The organism is Kribbella sp. WER1 (assembly GCF_054189145.1).
On record NZ_CM135186.1, the window covers coordinates 3,681,418 to 3,699,106 of the forward strand.

Below are 17,689 nucleotides of genomic sequence, written 5' to 3' on the forward strand. Positions count from 1 at the left end.
GGGTGAACGTCCTCCAAGGTCAGCGGGAGGCGTGCAACTGCTGCAGGAGCCGGAGGAACGTCTTTCGCTCGGCGACCGGCAGACCGTCGAGCACCTGCAGCTCCGCGGCTTGGATGTCCTTGCGGACCGTACGGCGCACCGTCCGGCCCTGCGGGGTGATCGACAGCAGCCGGACGCGGCGGTCGTCCGGGTCCGGGGTGCGCTCGATCAGGCCGGCCCGTTGCAGCTCGTCCAGGGTGCCGATGATCCGGGACTTGTCCGCCCCGATCGCCTCGGCGAGCGCCGCCTGGGTCCGGACCGGGGTCTCGTCGAGCGCGTTCAGCACGACGTACCCCCACATCGAGACCTCGTGCGCGGCCAGGATCGGCAGCTCGATCGCGATCAGGTCGCGCACCAGCGGGCCGAGCATCGCGGCCAGGTCGGAGCGCTCGGTTGCCATGTCCGGAAAGGTAGCACTGGCGCAATGATATGCGAGCGCATATGATCAGCGCATGCCTACTGTTGACTACATCGCCCTCGACGCCGAAGCCGTCCGGACCAGCATCGAGCTGGTCGGCACCGCGACCCCCGACGACCTCTCCAGGCCGACGCCCTGCCGGGCCTGGACGCTCTACGGCCTGCTCGCCCACATGGCCACCCAGCACTACGGATTCGCGGCCGCCTCCCGCGGCGAGGACGACCCGACGGTGTGGAAGGTCCGCGACCTCGGCGACGACCCGGTGAAGGCGTACGTCGAGTCCGCCGAGCACGTGCTGGACGCGTTCGCGCAGCCCGGCGTCGCGGAGCGCACGTTCCCGCTCAGCGAGTTCGGGCCGGACGCCGCGTTCCCGGCCGCCCAGGCGGTCAGCTTCCACTTCATCGACTACGTCGTCCACAGCTGGGACGTCGCGAAGTCCCTCGGTACGACGGTCTCCTTCGGTCCCGACGTCCTCGCCGCCGCGCACACCGTGGCGCGGGCCGTCCCGACCGGCGACGTCCGGGTGATGCCCGGTACGCCGTTCGCGCAGGACGTGCCCTGGTCCGACGAGGAGAGCCTCGACGGCATCGTCGCCTACCTCGGCCGCAACCCTTCCTGGCCGCGCTGACACCGACGGTCGAGCATCGCCTCGTACTCGTGGCGGTACATGGTCAGGTACGCCGTCCCGGACACGACCGCGGTGTCCGGGCGGCCGTCCCGGTTGACGTGCAGGCGGGTGTACGTGAGGTGGTAGTCGACGTCGACCTGCACCGTGACGACCGGACCGCGTTCGTACATCGAGGTCTCGTTCCGGCCGCCCGTGCCGTCGGTGACCTTCTCGGTCGCCTGCTCGCCGCCGGAAACGCCGACGTTGAGGACTCCGCTCGGGTTGTCGGCCCCGTACGAACCGGCGGCGGGCAGCAGGTGTGTGCTGCTCGTCGTCACCTGCGTGACGTGCTGCTCCCGGTCGATCTGGCCGAGCTGTGTCTTGTCCTCGGCGATCAGCCGCAGCCCGGACAGTTCGGCCCGGACGTGGACAGCGACCGTGCGCGACCGGTGGCCGGGCACCGGCAGCTGCGCCGCGACGTACCCGTCGGGGGACGCGATCCGTTCGAACGCGGCCAGCCGGGTCGCGGCGGACAGGACGTTCTCGAGCGTGGTCGCGTGCAGCCGTACGCCGGCGCTGGTGAGCATGTCCGGCTTGCCCAGCCGTTCGTGCACGGCCTCGAACAACCCGTCCGCCGTCGTCCCCTCGGCGACCGCGCCGCGTGGCAGCGTGACCGTGCGCGGATCGGCCGGACCTTGCTCCGGCTGCACGTTGATCACTGACGGCGGGACCAGGAACGTCAGCTCGCCGGTCAGGTTCCGGGGCTCGCCGTCGTCGATCTGCACGCTCAGCGTGAAGTCGCGCGTGACCCGCACGGTCCGGTCCCAGAGCGTCCGGGTGATCCGGGTGTTCTGGTCGGTGCTGGACGTACTGGTCGACGTCGTGAGGTCGGATCCGACACCGACCTTCTGCGGCGACAGCGCGCCGTCGAGCTCGCCGCCGTACGACGTCGTGCTGGTCATGCCGCGGCTCAGTTCGCGGTAGTTGTAGACCTGCAGGATCGTCGTCGCGTTCGCGTCGGGCTCGTCCTCGGGCCGCCGGTCCATCGTGAACTTGCCGTCGTACCGCAGCCTGGCCCGCACCTTCACCCGGCGGCCGTCGGCGGTCGGGTACTCGGTGACGAAACCGCTCGGGCTGAGCAGGTTGTCGAGGTGCCCGTGCCACCGCAATCCGGCCAGGTCACCGCGCAGGCCCGCGGACAGGATCGGGTCCTCGAGCGCGTCCCGGTCGAGTACGGCGAGCACCTCGCGGTACAGGTCGGACTCCGTACCGTCCGGAGCGCGCACCGACGAGCTGTCGATCATCGCCGCGCCCATCGTGCTGTCGTAGTACTTCGGCAGCTTGACCTTGACGCGCCGCTCGGCCAGCACCTGGGCGGTGGCCAGCAGCTTCGCCAGCCGGTGGACCTTCGCCCCGGTCAGCTGACCGACCAACGGCGCGACGTCACCTGGACGGGCCGTGAGGACGTACCGCTGGATCACCGACACCGCGGTCCGCTGGTCCAGCTCCAGCTTGCCCGCGCGGATCCGTTCGATGACCTCGGCAACCATCTCGTCCGGCAGCTCGAGCTTGCCGTCGCCGTACAGCCGCAGTACGTCGCGCTCCGGCATCGTCAGCATCAGCCCGCCGTCGGCCAGCCCGATCTGCTGCGGCTGCGCACCGCTCTCCTCCAGCTCCGCGACAACCGCGAGATCGGCCCAGAACTGGTACTGCCGGCCGTTGCGGATGACCAGCCGTTCGACGCCGCCGATCTGTGTCTCGGTCCGGCTCGCGGACTCGTTCACCGACCGGGTGAGGCCGAGCGTCCCGCCGTACGACGATCCGTCCGCCTCGGCCAGGCCGTCGCTGAAGCCGGCCGCGACGGACCGGCCCGTCGACGTACCCGTCGTGATCGTCGTGCTGCCGAGGGTCAGGTTGATCTCGCCGTTCACCGGGCTGCCGTAACCGACGTACCGGAGGTTCCACACGGACGCGGTGACCGTCAGCTTCGCACGGCCCGTGGTGATCCGGTGCTGCGCGACGGCCTGTCCGGGCGTCGACGGCACTGGCGTGACCAGCAGGCTGGTCCGGTACGGCGCGATCAGCAGCTCGGGACGTGCCGCCAGGTTGCGCGGGTTCAGGAACGCGCTGAGGTGGTGCAACGCCGAGCTGTCCGCGCGGGCCAGCTGCGGCTGCAGTGCGAGCAGCCGCCCGACCGGGTCACCGACGTCGACCGCCTGAAACGTTGCCGAGCGCAACAGCAGCGGGTCGACCTCGCCGCGGATCGCGGTCACGGGTTGGGTGCCGTCGGAGCAGAACTCGCTGTCGATCGCGAGCTGGGCGGTGCCGGTCGCGGTCGCGAGCGGGGTGGACTCGTCGGTCACCTCGGTGACGACGATCCGGTGCCGCACGTCGAAGACCGCGACCTTCGCGGTGCTCTCGGTCAGCGACACCCGGTTCACGGTGCTTCCGGTCGCCCAGCTGACGAACCGGCCGAGCACCGACCGGGCGCGTGTCAGACCGCCGTCCGGCGTGGTCCCGACCTTCGCCTTGTTACTGAGGCCGCCGCGGAACTGCCACGGCAGGCTGTGCGACCAGCCGCCGGACTTGCCGGTGGTGTTCGAGCCGATGTCCAGGTTGACCACGGTCACGCCGTCGGTCACGCCGAGGAAGTCGGCCGTCGCGGTGTCCGGGTAGATCCTGATCCGGTACGTGTGCTGCTCCGGCAGCAGCCCCGGCCGGTGCACGTCGAGCTGGAACAGGATCCCTTCCTGGGCCGCGATGTCGTACCCGGTCTCCAGCCGATGCCGCGCGAACTGCTCGCGGACCCGTTCGAGGTTCGCCAGCTGGCTCGCGGCCAGTCGCGGTGTCCAGCCGCTGGGTTCGCCGTTCGGGATCAGCCCCTTCGCGGCGAGATGTTCCAGGAACTGCGCCAGTACCTCGTCGGCGCCGCTCAGCTCCTGGATCAACGCCGGCCCGGCGCCGCGGATCGCCTGCATCCAGACCGGCAGCTGGTGCGGCGTACCGTCCGGCGCGGGATCGCCGCGCAGCAGCAGCCGCCCGTCCTTGCCGTACGTCGGTTGCCCGTTCTCGTCGTGGACGACTGCCTCCGCCGGGACCGGCAGCCCGTACCGGAACGCGTCGTTCTCCGGCATCCGCAGTACGGCGTCGCCCTTGGCCGTCAGCGTGAAGTTGTCGCGCTTCGAGACGCGGTGGATCGTCAGGCGATGCTGCAGCCGGAGCTTGACGCCGATCGTCGGCTGGGTCCGTTGGACGCTCGGGTGGATCGCCATGTCCCCGGTACTCGCGGTGACGTCGGACCCGGTGCTAAGTCCCGCCTTGCCGCCGGCGCCGACGTCCCAGGGGCCGATCAGGTCGTCGACCGCCGTACCGCCGGCGGAGATCGCGTACGAGTCGCCTGCCGAGGTGGTCTGGCTGCCCGACGTGCCCGAGAAGCCGACCCGGAGCCGCTCGACCTTGTGGTTCTTCGAGCTGTCGCCGAGCAGCGTCGTCTGCTCGTGCACCACGACCGTCTCGAGCTGGGCGTAGGCGACCACGCGGCCGCCGCTGGTGATCGGCCGGACCAGGCCGCCCGGGCGGGTCGCCTGCGCGAGCCGGCCCGGTACGTCGTCGGTGAGCATGCCGCGGATCTGGTCGTGACCGATCCGGTCGAGCTTGCCCAGTCGTTGCCGCAGGCCCGCGATCGCCCGGTCGGCGAGCTCGCTCAGCCCGTCCACCCGGGTCGCGGCGTGCTCCGGAAGCGCCGTACCGCGGGTGCCGCCGAAGTCCTCGATCGTCACGGTGTCCCTCGGCGCGCCGACCGTGTACGCGTGGCTGATGCCGAGGTCGAGCGTCCCCGTCGTACCGGCGACGACGTGCTGCTCGGACCAGGTGCCGACCGCGGACGTGCGGATCCGCCAGGTCCAGCGCGGCCGGTTCGCGCGGAACCGGAGGACCTCACCCTGGATCACCTCGACCGCACCGGGCAGCCCGTACTCCGTCGCGCCGCCGGTCACGCTCAGGCCGGTGTGCTTCCCGTATTCGATGCTCGGCGCAACGGCCGTCGCCACCGCCTTCACCGGGTTGTGGTCGGGCAGCCCGGACAGCATCGTGCCGAGCTTCAGCGCACCGTTCGCGCCGTACGTCGCGGTCGTCGTCGTACCGATGCTCGTGCCGCCCTGCACCACCTGGCCGAGCTGGCCCTCTTCGAAGGAGACCGGGTGGTCGAGGACCTCCTGCAACTGGTCCGGATCGAGGGTCAGCTCGAACTGCACCAGCTCACTGACGTCCGCCGTCGGGTCGTTGCCGACCGTCAGCAGCAGGCCGTCGGGCGACAGCAACCGACGCGTTTCCGCCCGCAACGTGCGGTGCAGCAGCTCGGGTGTGAACCGGAACTCCTTGCCTGCTTGGGAAAGCGCGTGGTTCAACCCGTCGGCCAGCGCGCTCAGATGCGGAAGGTCACCAGAGACGACCGCGGTCTGCAGCACATCCTTCGACGGCAGGCTCTCCGCGAGCCGCTGCTCGTACAACGCCTCGGCCTGCTGCGCGATCGCCAGCATCGCGGGCGTCCGGTCGTCGCGGAACGCCTGCCACGCGTCACGGGCACGATCGGCCTCGTCCGCCGCCGTCCGGCAGGCCTCCGCGATCGCAGTATGTCTGGCGGCCTTCTCCTCGTCCTTCGTCTCGGCCGCGCTCTCGGTCCGGGCGTCGGCGCGCGCGGTGAGCTCGGTCCGCTGCTGCTCGATCGCGCCGACCCGCATCCGCACGTACGTCGGCCAGTCGATCGCGATCCGCTCCTGCTGGAGGAGGCGCGCCGGGATCGCCCGCGCCTGGTCCGCGGTCAGGCTGCGCAGGAACTCCACCCGGGCCTTCAGCGCGCGGGTCGACGCGGACCAGGCCGGACCGCGGCGCCGTTCCGCGGCGGTCACCACGTCGGCGGCGATGTCGAGCAGTTGCCTGCCCGGCGCCGCGTGCTGCTGGATCTGCGCGAAGGACAACGGGCCGTACCGATCGCCAGTGGCGAGGTGGACCTTGGCGGCGATCAGCGCCGCGTCCTCGACCGGTGCCGTGGCGGACCAGGTCCGGTCGGCGAGGACGCGCGCGTGCACCGGGTCGTGGTGCAGCACCGAGTCGCTGACCGGTCGGTCCTGCGGGCCCGCGAGTCGCACGTGCGGGTCGACGCCGAGCTTGTGCAGCATGTCGGCGTACTGCGTCAGCGTCGTGGAGATCGCGACCAGTACGTCGGTGATCTCGTGCAGCTCCTCGTGGTGCCGCAGCAGCTGGTCCCGTTGCTCATCCAGCTTCTCGAGCTTGATCAGCAGGCGGCTGAGTTCGGCGGGCCCGCGGTCCTCGCGGCGTTCGAAGGCGACGAACGCGGTCAGTTCGCTGGTCGGCGCCGGGCGGTTCCGCGGCGTCCGGCCGGCGAGCGCGTCCTCGATCCGGTCGACCTCGTGCGCGGTGTCCGCGGCGGTGGCGCGCTCGCGGTCGAGTTCGTCGGCGGCGCGCTTCTCGGCGCCGCGGTCCCGCTCGGCCATGTCCGACTTCACCCGCATCCGGCGACGCAGGTACTTCGCGTAGTAGCCGGCCGGGAGCACGAGTCCGGCGAACGTCGCCTGCCACAGGTACAACGGGTCGAGGTGGAAGGCGTAGACCATCGAGCTCGCGACGCCGATGCCCGACGCCGCGATCGCCAGCGCGCCGGCGGCGTACCAGCGGCGCCCGGTGGTGGACTCACGGTCGGGATGCAGGACGGGCGACCACGGCGGCAGGACCGGGATCGACAGGGTCTCGTCGGGCTCCTGAGCCAGCAACGCGTCCAGGCGGCCGAGCAGCGGGTCGTTGATCTCGTCCGTACAGGCCTGCACCGCGAGCCGGAGCAGGTCCAGCCAGTTGTGCATCCGGCGGTCGAACGCGTTCCGGTTCGCCTCGGCGTGCAACGCCTCGACGAGGCCGGACACCGCGCCGATCGTCCCGAGCCGGGCGAGTGCCTCCAGTACGGCGGTCGGCGCCGTGTCGAGCTGCTGCTGGAAGTACACGCTGGTGACGCGGTGCGCCATCGGGATCGTGCCGAGCGGCAGCTCGCGCCCGGCGAAGAACGTCTTGCGTGGCACCACGCCGCGGCCGGTGTGATCGGTCGGCGCCTCGAAGTCGAACACCGGCAGCGGCTCCGCCGGCGCGCCGGCTTGATTGCCCAGGGCCCGCAAGCGGACCAGATGGTCGGCGGTACTGCGGACCTCCGCGACCAGTTGCCGCCAGCTCCGCCACTCGTAGTCGCGGATTCGGCGCTCGTCGTCGAGGGCCGCCTGGTGCCGCGCGAGCAGGTACTGCGTGGTGCCGACCACCGTGACGGCCAGCCCGACCGCGGCGCCGACGACGACCGTCGGTACCGCGAACGCCATCGGGATCGCCGCGGCCGCGATCGGGATCGAACTGCGCAGCGGGAACGACCACCACGGCGTGGTCAGCGCCGGCGCCGTCTTCTCCGGAGCAGCCAGCTCCGCCCGCGGCACCGGGCGCTGAGCTGCCGGGACGCCCGTCGCCGCCAGGACCTTCTGGTAGGCGGTCCGTACGGCGGTGCCGAGGACGGCACGCTGCGGCTCGCGAGCCTGCTCGTCGAGGGTACGGCGGTACGTCCGGCGGTCGGCCTTCACCTGCTCCTCGCGCGACTCGACGTACCGGTTCGCGACCGTACGCACCGGGGAGAGCGCCACCGCGCCGAGCAGTACGGCGGCCGCCAGACCGACGCGGCCGTTGCCGGCGAGGACCGCCGCAGACGCGACACCGGCCGGGACGGTCTCCAGGAAGCCGAGGACGAGGTCCGCGCGCAGTCCGGGCATGGACTTGGCGCCGCCGTCGACGGCCCGGTTGGCCCGCTGCAGCAGGGTCGGCTTCAGCTCGGCGACCGCGGCCGCGAGGTCGTGCGGCAACGCGGACCGGAGGTCGTCGTGCGCCACCACGCCGAGCGCGTTGGCCAGCTCGGAGAACTGCCGGGCCGCGGTCCGACGGCCCAGCGCCGACGGCGCGGTCTTGCTTTGCCGGAGCAGGGTTCGAAGGCGAGCGAACGCCGCGGCGACGGTCTGCCGGTCGGAGGCGTTGATCCGGGCCGCGAACGCGGTCGGGTCGAGCTTGCCGAGTTCGGCGGCCTTCGCCGGACCGTGCCAGTTGACGAACTGTCGCAGCAGCGGCTGCTCGCGGAGAACCGTGAGCCGGCTGATCGACGGGCCCGACTCGGGTGACACCTCCGGCTGCTTGGCGAAGTGCCGGAACAGGCCGTGCACAAAGCGATCCACGGCCGGGTCGGGCGCGAACGGCTGGCTGTCGTCGAGAGCCGGCAGTTGTACCGGACGGAACGCGGCCGGGTCGGTCCAGCCGTCCTCCGCCTCGTTAAGCCTCGCCACCCACTTCGCGGCGGCGCCGTGCCGCAGGACAGCGGCGACGCGCTGCTGCAGGGCAGGCGGGAGGTTGGTGCCGGTCTTGCCGAGGTGGTGCAGCAGGATCCGCAGTTCCTTGCGGAAGTGATACCGCGACTCGCCGTGTTCGACCCGTCCGACCAGGTAGCCCACCTCGGCGTGCCGGGCGATCTCGTTGTGCGCCTCCGGGGCCGCGCCGCCGTGCGCGGCCAGGACGCCGGCGATCGCGTTGGTCAGCGCGCGGCCAACGACCGCGGCACGGGTCCGCGGCGACAGCGTGATCGTTGCCCAGTGCATCGACGTGGGCGTGCGCTCCCAGCGGACCGGTCCGGCGTTGGTGAAATCTCCGGACACCTTCAGCTCGAGCGTCAGGTCCGGCGCACGCCAGAACGAGATCGTGATCCGGTTCGCGTCGAGCGCGATCGCCCGTACGTCGTCGCGGACCGTGCCGACCGCGGCCGCGATCTGCGGCAGGGCCTCGTGGGCGGCGGTCCAGACGACGGTCGGGTCCTGCTTGCGGCGGCCGTCACCGCGGAAGTCGCTGCGATGGATGCTGCCCGCCCCGCCCCGCGGCAGATCCCGGTGCACCCGCCGGTCCCGGCCGGTCTCGTTGCCGAAGGCCCGCTTCACGTTCCCGAACGCTGCCTGCAGCAACTGATCCGCGAGCGGCTCGACCTCGGCATTCCCCGGCAGCGGCTCGATCCCGGTGGAGTCGACCGCGTGGAACCTCCCGTGCGCATCGACGGCGCCGTGCAGTTCGCCGGCCGGACGGTAGCCGAGGGCATCCAGCCGGCGGACGTACTCGTGCAGCTGGTAGACGGTGTCGAGCGTGACCGCCTCCGTGTGCACCGCGGGATCGACCGGCTCCAGCGCGAACCCGACGTACCGCTCGCCGTCGAGCTCGGTCGTGATGAGCCCGACCGGGGCGGGGCCGTAGCCGGTGCGCGCGGCAGCGTACGCGCGCTCCAGCTCCGCGACGGCACGCTCCCGCGCTTCCGGCGTGTCCGGATAGAGCTGGGTGGGCGGATGCTCGGCGCTCGCCGTGCTCCAGTCGTACGACGGGGGTTGCAGGTCCTCGCGCGGCGCCGGGGACGTGCGGGGGCGGCCGTTCGGGGTGAACGTGTGCCCGTCGGCGGCCCAGGCGATCCACGCGTCGACGACCTCGAGCGGGTTCCGCTTCTGGAAGATCTCCTGGCTGGTCCCCGGCGGCAGGTCGTAGGCGAGCGGGCGGACGCGGCCGACGTCGTACACCCAGAAGCGGCCGTCCGGGGCGATGCCGAACTGCAGGTCGCCGATGGTCAGGTTGTTCGCGACGAAGAACTCGCGGACCGCCAGCAGACTGTCGAGCGACGCCTGCGTCGGCCGGAGCGCATCCGGCGTGCTGAAGTCCGGGACGCTCACCCACACGTCGCGGCTGATCCGCGGGAACCGGTCCGCCACGAACGCGTCCCGCCCGAACACCGTCGTGAAATGCAGCGGCGCGATCACGGCCGCCGCCCCCGGCTTCTCCATCAGCCCTTCGAGCCGATCGAGCTGGGTGTAGAACGACACCTCGACCGTCGGCAGCGCGATCAGCACCACCTTGTCGTAGAACGCGAACGCCGCCTTCGACCCACCGATCCCGAGCAGCCGCCCGAGATGCGGCTCGACGTCCTCGAACCGGATGCCGTCCGGATGCGCGGGCGTGCGCACCAGGTACGTCTCGTCCTCGAGGATCTCGACGGTGCCTTCGCGGTCCGGCCCGGGGTGCGGATGCAGGGCCTGCCAGCCGTCCGGGGTACGGATCGTGATGTCGATGCCCATCACGTCCGCGACCCGCTGCGCGAAGTCGTGCGGGGCGCCGTCGAGGACCACCGAGACGCCGTGGTAGAGGTCGATCATCACCGCGAGGTGGTGGGGGGTGAGCCGGGCACCTTCGATCTCGACATGGTTCTCGTCGGCCGCGGCGATCTGGAAGCGCTTGACGGTGCCGGGGTGTGCGACGGCCGCGAGCGCCTGGTCGTCGGCGGTGCCGTTGCGCAGGTCGTCGTACGACGTCTCCGTGAGCGCGGTGCTGAACGCGGGCAGTCCTTCACCGTCGTACTTGTTCATCTGCGCGGGCCGGATCCGGGCGATGCTCGGCCCGGTGCGGGTTCTTGTGACGACGGCCGTCGGGTTGTGGAGCGGTCTGTTCCTTTGTACGGCGCGGGTGAGTAGGCGGGCGATGCGGTACAGCGGCTCGAGCTCGCGGTGCCGGCGGGCGCGGTCGAGCCGCTCGTCGCTGAGCCAGCCGCGCCGATTCAGGAACCTGCCGAACGGGCCGGCGATCACCGCGTCGGCGAGCCGTCGCGGTAGGCCGCCCTCGATCAGCCGGGCCAGGAACTCCTCGGCGTGGTGGTCGTCGTACAACGCCTTGATCGCGTCATAACCCTCCGGCGCGAGGCTGCGGGCGAGCGCATCCACCTCAGCCAGCAGCCCCGCCCGGGCCTCGGGGTCGAACAACCGCCACCCGTAGTGCCCGATCACTTCGTGCGCAATCGTCGCCCGGACATCCTCCGCCGACAGATGATCGGCCGCCGACACGTAGACGACCCCAACACCGCCTTCCATGCGGAAATATCCGGGCCGCGAACCCTCCGCCGGTTCGATGCTGTGCTTGCCCACCAGCTCGTCATTGGTGGCACCGACGACGAACCGCACGGCGATCTTCTTGGGAAGGCGTAGGTGCTTGCGGGCGTCCTTCACCGCCTGCTCAGCGTCTTCGAGTGTCATCCCGCCATCGACGCCCTCCACCAGCCGAGCGCGGCCGGCCTCGTGACGGGCGTTCTCGATCGCGACGTTCAGGAGGTTGTTGCGGGTGCTGTGGGCCAGGAAGTGCCCGAAGGTGTCGTCCTTGGTCTTGGAGAGGGGGCGGATGGCCTCGAAGTCGATCGGGTGCACGTTGCCCGCGTCGTCGACGAGGAACTGCAGCTCGTCCTGGACGTGATGCCCGTTGCCGGCGAGGCGCTGGAGGTATTGGTCGAGTTGGCGGACGGTGTTGAAGTCGACGGCCGCGCGCCAGCGGTTTGTCTCGGCGACCACCGCCGGGTCGAGACTGCCCGTACTGATGAACCCGCCGGGCAGCGGCTGCATCGCGACACCGGCGTACTCCTGACCGTCGATCGTGACCTTGACCAGGCCGTACAGCTCTGGGGCGTATCCGGTCGGCTCGGCCGCACGCTGACCGGCGAACTCACGCATGATCTGCCGCTCGAAACCGCCTGCCGGCCAGAGCTTCAGAGCCCAGGGCCGTCCGTCAGGCCTTTCGATCTGGAAGACACCGGAGTACTCGCCGAGGGTGGCGACGGACCCCGGCGTACCACCACTGCTGAGCCGACGGAGCTCCGACGGGCGCAGCTCGAGATGCGTTGCGTCGGCCCAGGTCACCGGGTACGTCGCCGGCCTGATCTGCTGCGGCGCCCGAGCAACCTCGACGCCGAGCACGGCGCCGCGCTCGAAGACGGCGGAGTACTCGACCCCGTCCCAAGCCTCGATCTCCGCAAGCAACCCGCCCGAATCGAGCGCCCGAAGCCCCGGACTCTCGAACAACGGACGAATCCCCTCCAACAACACCGGATCGCCCCCGGTAACACGCCCAACAATCTCAACCAACCGCCCCTGCTGCCCACCCGACAGCCCACCGAACGCCGGCACCGCACCCAACAACTCCGCAACCACCGGACCCGCCGCATGCACCGGAGCTGCCGCTCCTCGCCCACCCGCGGTCTCCCGCGCGCCCGCCTGGTGCTGGGCCTGTCCGTTGGCGACGGCAGCGTCCAGCAGCACCTTCCGGTGATCGGCGACGATCGCGAAGTGGTCGGCGATCGCCTTCTCCCGGTCCTCCGCAGGCAACTCCGCCACACCCGCCAGGCCGACCGGCCGGAAGTTCCCCGTATCGTCGACGAAGTACTTCAACTCCCCCCGGAGCACGTACCCGTTGGCCAGCAACCCCCGAGCAAACACATCAAGCTGCCGCGCAGTCCCAAACGTCGCCCGCCCCCGCGCACCTTCCGCAACCGCACCCGCCTCAACCGGCGGCCCGACCACCGTCGCCGCGGTCAGCTCGCCGGGTACCGGGGCTCTTCCGACGCCGACGTACCGCCGGTTGCCGACCGTCGCTTGGACGAGCCCGTACGGCGACGGGCCGAAGCCGGTGAGGTAGGCGCCGTACAGACCGTCGAGCTCGGCCAACGCCTGCTCGCCGTCCGAATGGAAGCTGACCACCCACTCAGCTCCATCCGGCCCACTCACCTGCCCGGGCAAGGTCTCGTGTACGCCGAGGTCCACCGCGTCTGCGATATCCCGCGACGGCGGCACCAGCGGCACCGGCATCGGTGCGTCCGCCGTCCCGATCCCGTACAGAACCCCCTTCCCGAACACCTCCGAGTACCCCGCCCCGGCCCACCCCCGGATCTCCTCCAGCAACCGCTCCGGCCCGAGCGACCGCAGCCAGCCGCTCTCAAGGATCGGCCGCAACCCCTCCAGCCGAACCGGATCGCCCATCGTGACAGCCCCAAGAACCCCGCGAACCTCAACCCGCTCAGCCTCCGACAACCCCCGATACGCCACCCCATCCAGCGGATCGCTCTGCGGCTGTTCAGGCAGCTTCCGGCTGCGCGCAGTGTCGTCCGCAGCCTGCGGCGTCTCGGGTACGGCAGTGTGCTGGCTGCGCAACTGGGCGAGATTGACTGCCTGCGAACCCAGCTGACCAGCCTTGACCGCCGCCCGGTAGTTGTCTGAGGAAACGTCATTCTCCGCCGCCTTCACCGCCTCGGCCGCCGCCCGTACGGCGTCGGCGGTTCGGCTCTCCTGGCCGAGTGCCGTCGCCTTCGCATGCGCGACCGTCGCCTCCACGTACGCATGGATTGCCCGGTTCCGCGCGGCGGTCGACGGTGCATCGTGATACGCCACCGCAGCCTCAAGAGCAGAGCCCTGGCGGCGGAAGAGCTCGTCCTGATGGGACGAGTACAGAGAAGCCTCACCAGGCGCGCCCTGCCGGCCGGCGCGGTTCAGCGCCTGGACGGTGCCGCGCGGCGAGTCCGGGTCGTGGAACCCGACGTGGACCGCCAACCCACCCTCCGCAGCCTCCCGCCCGTCGATGGTGAAGACATGCGCGGACGCCCCCGGCCCGTCGCGGAAGGTGAATGCGTCGGCATGCAGCGGGATGTCGATACCTCGCCCGAGCACCTTGTTCCCGATCGTGATCACGCCCGGTTCGCCGGCCAGGTCCCAGATCGCGTCCGTCGCCTTCTGGACGTACTTGGCGGCCGCGTTCGGGTCGTCCGAGTCCTTGGCGAACTCGTGTGCCTGGTCGAGAATCTCGGCCATCCGCTTGGCGTCGACCTTCTGGATCCGGATCCCGTCCGGGAGCTGACGGTCGGCGATCGCCTTCTGCAGCAGGCGTTCCACGACCGCGACCTCGTCGTTGTGCTCGGCAACGATCGCCTGCGGCCGGCCGGTGGTCACGTCGCCGTTCCTGGCGAGGTCCGCGATCGCTTGGTCGACCATCGCCTGGTACTTCGCCTCCACGGTCGCGAAGTGCTGCGGTTCCCGGAACACCAGCTTCGGGTCGTTGAACCGCTCGATCTCGACCACCTGGCCGATCCGGTCCTCGCCGTACAGGTCGCGGATCGCGTGCTCGGCGTCCTTCGCCGTACCGGACATGCCACTCACGTGGTCGTAGCTGTCCAGCAGGTCCCGGGTCCGTACGGCGCTGGTGTGCGTCGGGTCCGCCCGTACCTCCATCTTGTGGTGCGCCTCAAGGGCCTGCGCGACGCCGGTCCAGCGTTGCTCCAGCAGGGTTTCGCGGTCGATCAGCGGCTCGCCGGAGTGCTTGCTGATGATCAGGATCCGCTCGGTGCCGCCGATCTGGGCGCGGATGTAGTCGCGGCCCTCACGCAGTACCCACTGCGCCTGCGCCGCGTCCTCGAGCCGCTGGACGTGCTGCTCGAAGCGGCGTGGCCGTACGCCGGGGCCGAGCTGGTCCGCGAGGCGTGCCCGGGCGTCGTCGGTGAGTTTCGGCCGCAGCCCGTCGACCGGTTCACCCTCGGGCGGCAGGCCGAAGTCAGCGCGCTCGAACGTGTGGTCGGCCAGCGCCCGGTTCGCCAGCAGTACCTCGGCCTCGGTCCGCGCATTCGCCTTGCCGGCGGCACCGGAGCTGTGCGTGTACGCCTGCGACGCGAGCTCGACCGCAACGGCGTCGACCTCGTCGACGATCACGTCCTTGCCCGGTACCCGATGCCCGCGGCCCATGCTCCAGCCGAACGCCGCGACGTCACCGACATACACGGTCCGGCGCCGCGGCTTCGGATACCGGACGGCGGGGTCGACCTGGACGACGTCGTAGCCGAGCGGTTCGAGGACCGAACGGAACTTGCCGTACGCCTGCGCGGCGAGGCTCCGGTTCGAGGTCATGAAGTGCACCGGACGATCCGCCGCGATCGTCGCGAGCGCGACGGCCGCCACCGCAGTCTTGCCTTCGCCGGTCATCATCTGGACCGTCAGCTCGTCGCGCAGGGCGAGTTCGGCGTGCAGCTGGGTCCAGTTCAGCGCGAAGCCCCAGCCGTCCTTGGTCCGGTGGATCATCTCGTGGATGGCGAGCTGCAACGCTTCGTCGCGGGTCAGGTCCGGCGGCAGCTGATCCTTGAGTACGTCGAGCTTGCCTTCGCCGAGCTGCCTGATCTCCTTCGGGGTCAACCGCGAGAGCGCGTAGTCGAGCTTCGCCGTCAGGTACGAGACCCGCCGCGCCTCGGCCCGCAGCCGAGCCTCCCGCACCGGCAACTCCACCGCCTCGGCCGCCCGCATCGTCCCCCGAGCCACCTCGTACCGCCGCGCCGCCGCGTCGACCCTGCTGTCGAGGTCACGCACCCGCGCCGCAACCTTCGGATCGGTCTCCCGCACGGCCGGGTCCGTCGGGTGCATCTTCGTGTACTTCTCGTGGGCGCGCTCGGCGTCCCGGAGCTCCTTCCGAGCAGCCTTCAACTCCCGCCGCGCGTCGTCGACTGCCCGCGCAGCTTCCTTGGCTGCCTCCGGATCCTGACGAACCTTCTCGTACTCCCGCCGCGCGTCGTCAGCCGCCTGCTTCCGCAGCCTCACCTCGTCCTGATGTGCCTGCCCCTCAGTCCTCTCCCGCAACCCCAACCCCTGATCCGCCGGAGCCGGCTCGTCCCCCCGCACCTGCCCGCCAGGCAACTCCCGCCCATCCCGCGAAACCTCCTCCGCCCGAGGCACCTGCTCCGCACCGGAGGTCCGCTCGGCCCGAGGAGCCTGCTCCGCACGGGCGGCTTGCCCGGGACGAGCAGCTTGTTCGGGGCGAGGAGCCTGCTCCGCACGCGGCGCCTGCTCCGCGCGGGAGGTTTGTTCGGCGCGAGGGGCTTGCTCTCCCCTGGTTGGTTGTTCGGCGCGAGGAGCTTCCTCCGCACGAGGAGCTTGCTCAGCTGCTGGGGTTTGCTCCGCACGAGCAGCTTGCTCCGCACGGGGAGTTTGCTCGGTGCGAGCAGCTTGCTCGGCATGAGCAGTTTGCTCAGGGCGAGGTGTTTGCTCAGGGCGAGCAGCCTGCTCGGCACGAGCAGCTTGGTCGGGGGTGTTTTGGTGGGGGCCGGTTTCGGGGGTGTGGTGTGTGGGGTGTAGGGGTTTCGGCGTGGGTGACCCGGCGGCGACTGCGAGCGGCTGCTTCTCCGCGGGAGCGGGCTCGGCGGGCGGCGTGGCTTCGGGGCGGGTGGTTGGTGCCTCCTGGTCCGGGGTCGCCGGCTTGGTGGAGGTGGGTTTGTCCGGACCGCTGGGGGGCTTGTCGGGTGCCGCGGGTTTGGCGGCCGTAACCGGCTTGTCGGGGACGGCCTTGGTGGTCTGGAGTTCGGTGGGCTTGGGGGCCGTTCCATCGGACGTGCCGGTGCGGGCGGCGGCGCGGGCGGAGGCTTCCGGGGTGACACCAGCCGCGGGCTGGGCGGCGTTCGGGAGTACGACGCCGGCGGACTCGGCGCGGGCTGTCTCGGTGCGGGTGGATTCGGCGCGGGCTTCCGTGGTCGCGTGATGTGCCGTGCTGTTCCCGCCTTGCGCCGTACCGCCGGTCTGCCCGGCCCCGCTCGCAGCATCGGCGACGCCGGCGTGCGCCCCCGCGGTGCCAGGTGTGACGCCGACCTGGGGTGGGTCGTCGGGTGGCCGGTGGTCGGCGATGGTCGAGTGGTTGCGGACCTGCGCGACCTCGATCGGATCGCCATGCGCCGGCGACGGGGTGTGCGACCCACCGCCGGGTACGGCAGCACCCATCACGCCGGCCCGCCACGCTTCGTCCAACGCCTGGCCGGCCGTCGGCAGGTGCCACGTGCCGAGCGCGGTAGCTGTCGGCATCGTCACTGCCATCGTGGTCGCGCCGGCGACCCGCCGCCCGACGAACCGCGCGACCGGCGCGTTCAGCGCCGCGACGTTCGACGTCAGCTTCTTCCCGACCCATCCCAGTCCGACGCTCGGCACCACCGCGATCGGAATCGCCGCTACCGCGACCAGGGCGTCCTTCCGGGTCTCGTCCCAGTCCCACCCGTCCTCGTGGTGGTACTTGCCCTGGTCGTCGATCACCCCGCGCCGCGACTGATCGGTGAGTACGCCGTACGCCTGCGCGATCGTGTTCGGCCCGAGCCCGTACACCCCGGCCCCGACGCCTGCGAGTGCCGCGCCGCGGAAGACCTTGACCGGCGCCATCGCGAGCGCCTTCTGGGCCCGCGTCCTGATCACGGCCAGAGCCGCTTTGATGATCCCCTTCGACCGGTTGTGGATGAAGTCCTTGAGCGCGCGTTTGAGCACCTCGCGCATCCCGAGGCTGAGCGCCTTCCCGGCCGGGATCGCGAACATCGCGATGCCGAGCGCGACCTGCGCCCAGATCATCACCTTCGCCCGGACGATGGTGTCCGCCTGGTCCCGCAGGTACTTCGCGACCTCCTCGGCGGCCTGCGCGATCGCCTCGACGCCGCCGAACTCCGGGTCCGTCCCGTAGCCCCGGATCTGCCCGCCGAGTGCCGTGCCGGCCGGCAGCCTCCAAGCGGCCTCGACGGCGGTGGCCCCGGTGGTACATCCGGTCGCGGCGGTCGCCCGCAGTTCGGCGGCAATCGCGTCGTACTGCCGGGCGTACTCGCGCAGCGCGTCCTCGTCGCCGGCCGGGTAGTCGTCGGGGTCGACGCCGACGATCGCGCCGAGAAACTCGACGATCGGATGCCAGAAGCTCATCGC

3 protein-coding genes are annotated in these 17,689 nt (G+C 71.1%); 1 reads left to right on the top strand and 2 read right to left on the bottom strand.

Going from position 1 to position 17,689, the window contains the following annotated elements; genetic code table 11:
* Positions 1-19: 19 nt before the first annotated feature.
* Entirely contained in the window at positions 20-439 is a 420-nt protein-coding gene (locus ACXJJ3_RS17895; RefSeq protein WP_458171296.1) for a MarR family winged helix-turn-helix transcriptional regulator, read from the bottom strand.
* A 52-nt stretch (positions 440-491) separates the two neighbouring features.
* On the opposite strand from ACXJJ3_RS17895, the gene ACXJJ3_RS17900 reads away from it, so the two are divergent.
* Positions 492-1,085, top strand: a complete 594-nt coding sequence (locus ACXJJ3_RS17900; RefSeq protein ID WP_458171297.1) for a TIGR03086 family metal-binding protein — start codon at positions 492-494, stop codon at positions 1,083-1,085.
* Here the strand turns inward: ACXJJ3_RS17900 and ACXJJ3_RS17905 are convergent.
* Positions 1,052-17,686, bottom strand: coding sequence for a WXG100-like domain-containing protein (locus tag ACXJJ3_RS17905; protein WP_458171298.1), 16,635 nt, complete (start codon positions 17,684-17,686; stop codon positions 1,052-1,054). The two genes, ACXJJ3_RS17900 and ACXJJ3_RS17905, sit on opposite strands and share 34 nt — an antisense overlap.
* Between the last annotated feature and the right edge of the window lie 3 nt (positions 17,687-17,689).

Coding starts and splice junctions, on each gene's coding strand:
- ACXJJ3_RS17905 (WP_458171298.1), bottom strand. CDS start 17,686: ATGAGCTTCTGGCATCCGATCGTCGAGTTTCTCGGCGCGATCGTCGGC.
- ACXJJ3_RS17895 (WP_458171296.1), bottom strand. CDS start 439: ATGGCAACCGAGCGCTCCGACCTGGCCGCGATGCTCGGCCCGCTGGTG.
- ACXJJ3_RS17900 (WP_458171297.1), top strand. CDS start 492: ATGCCTACTGTTGACTACATCGCCCTCGACGCCGAAGCCGTCCGGACC.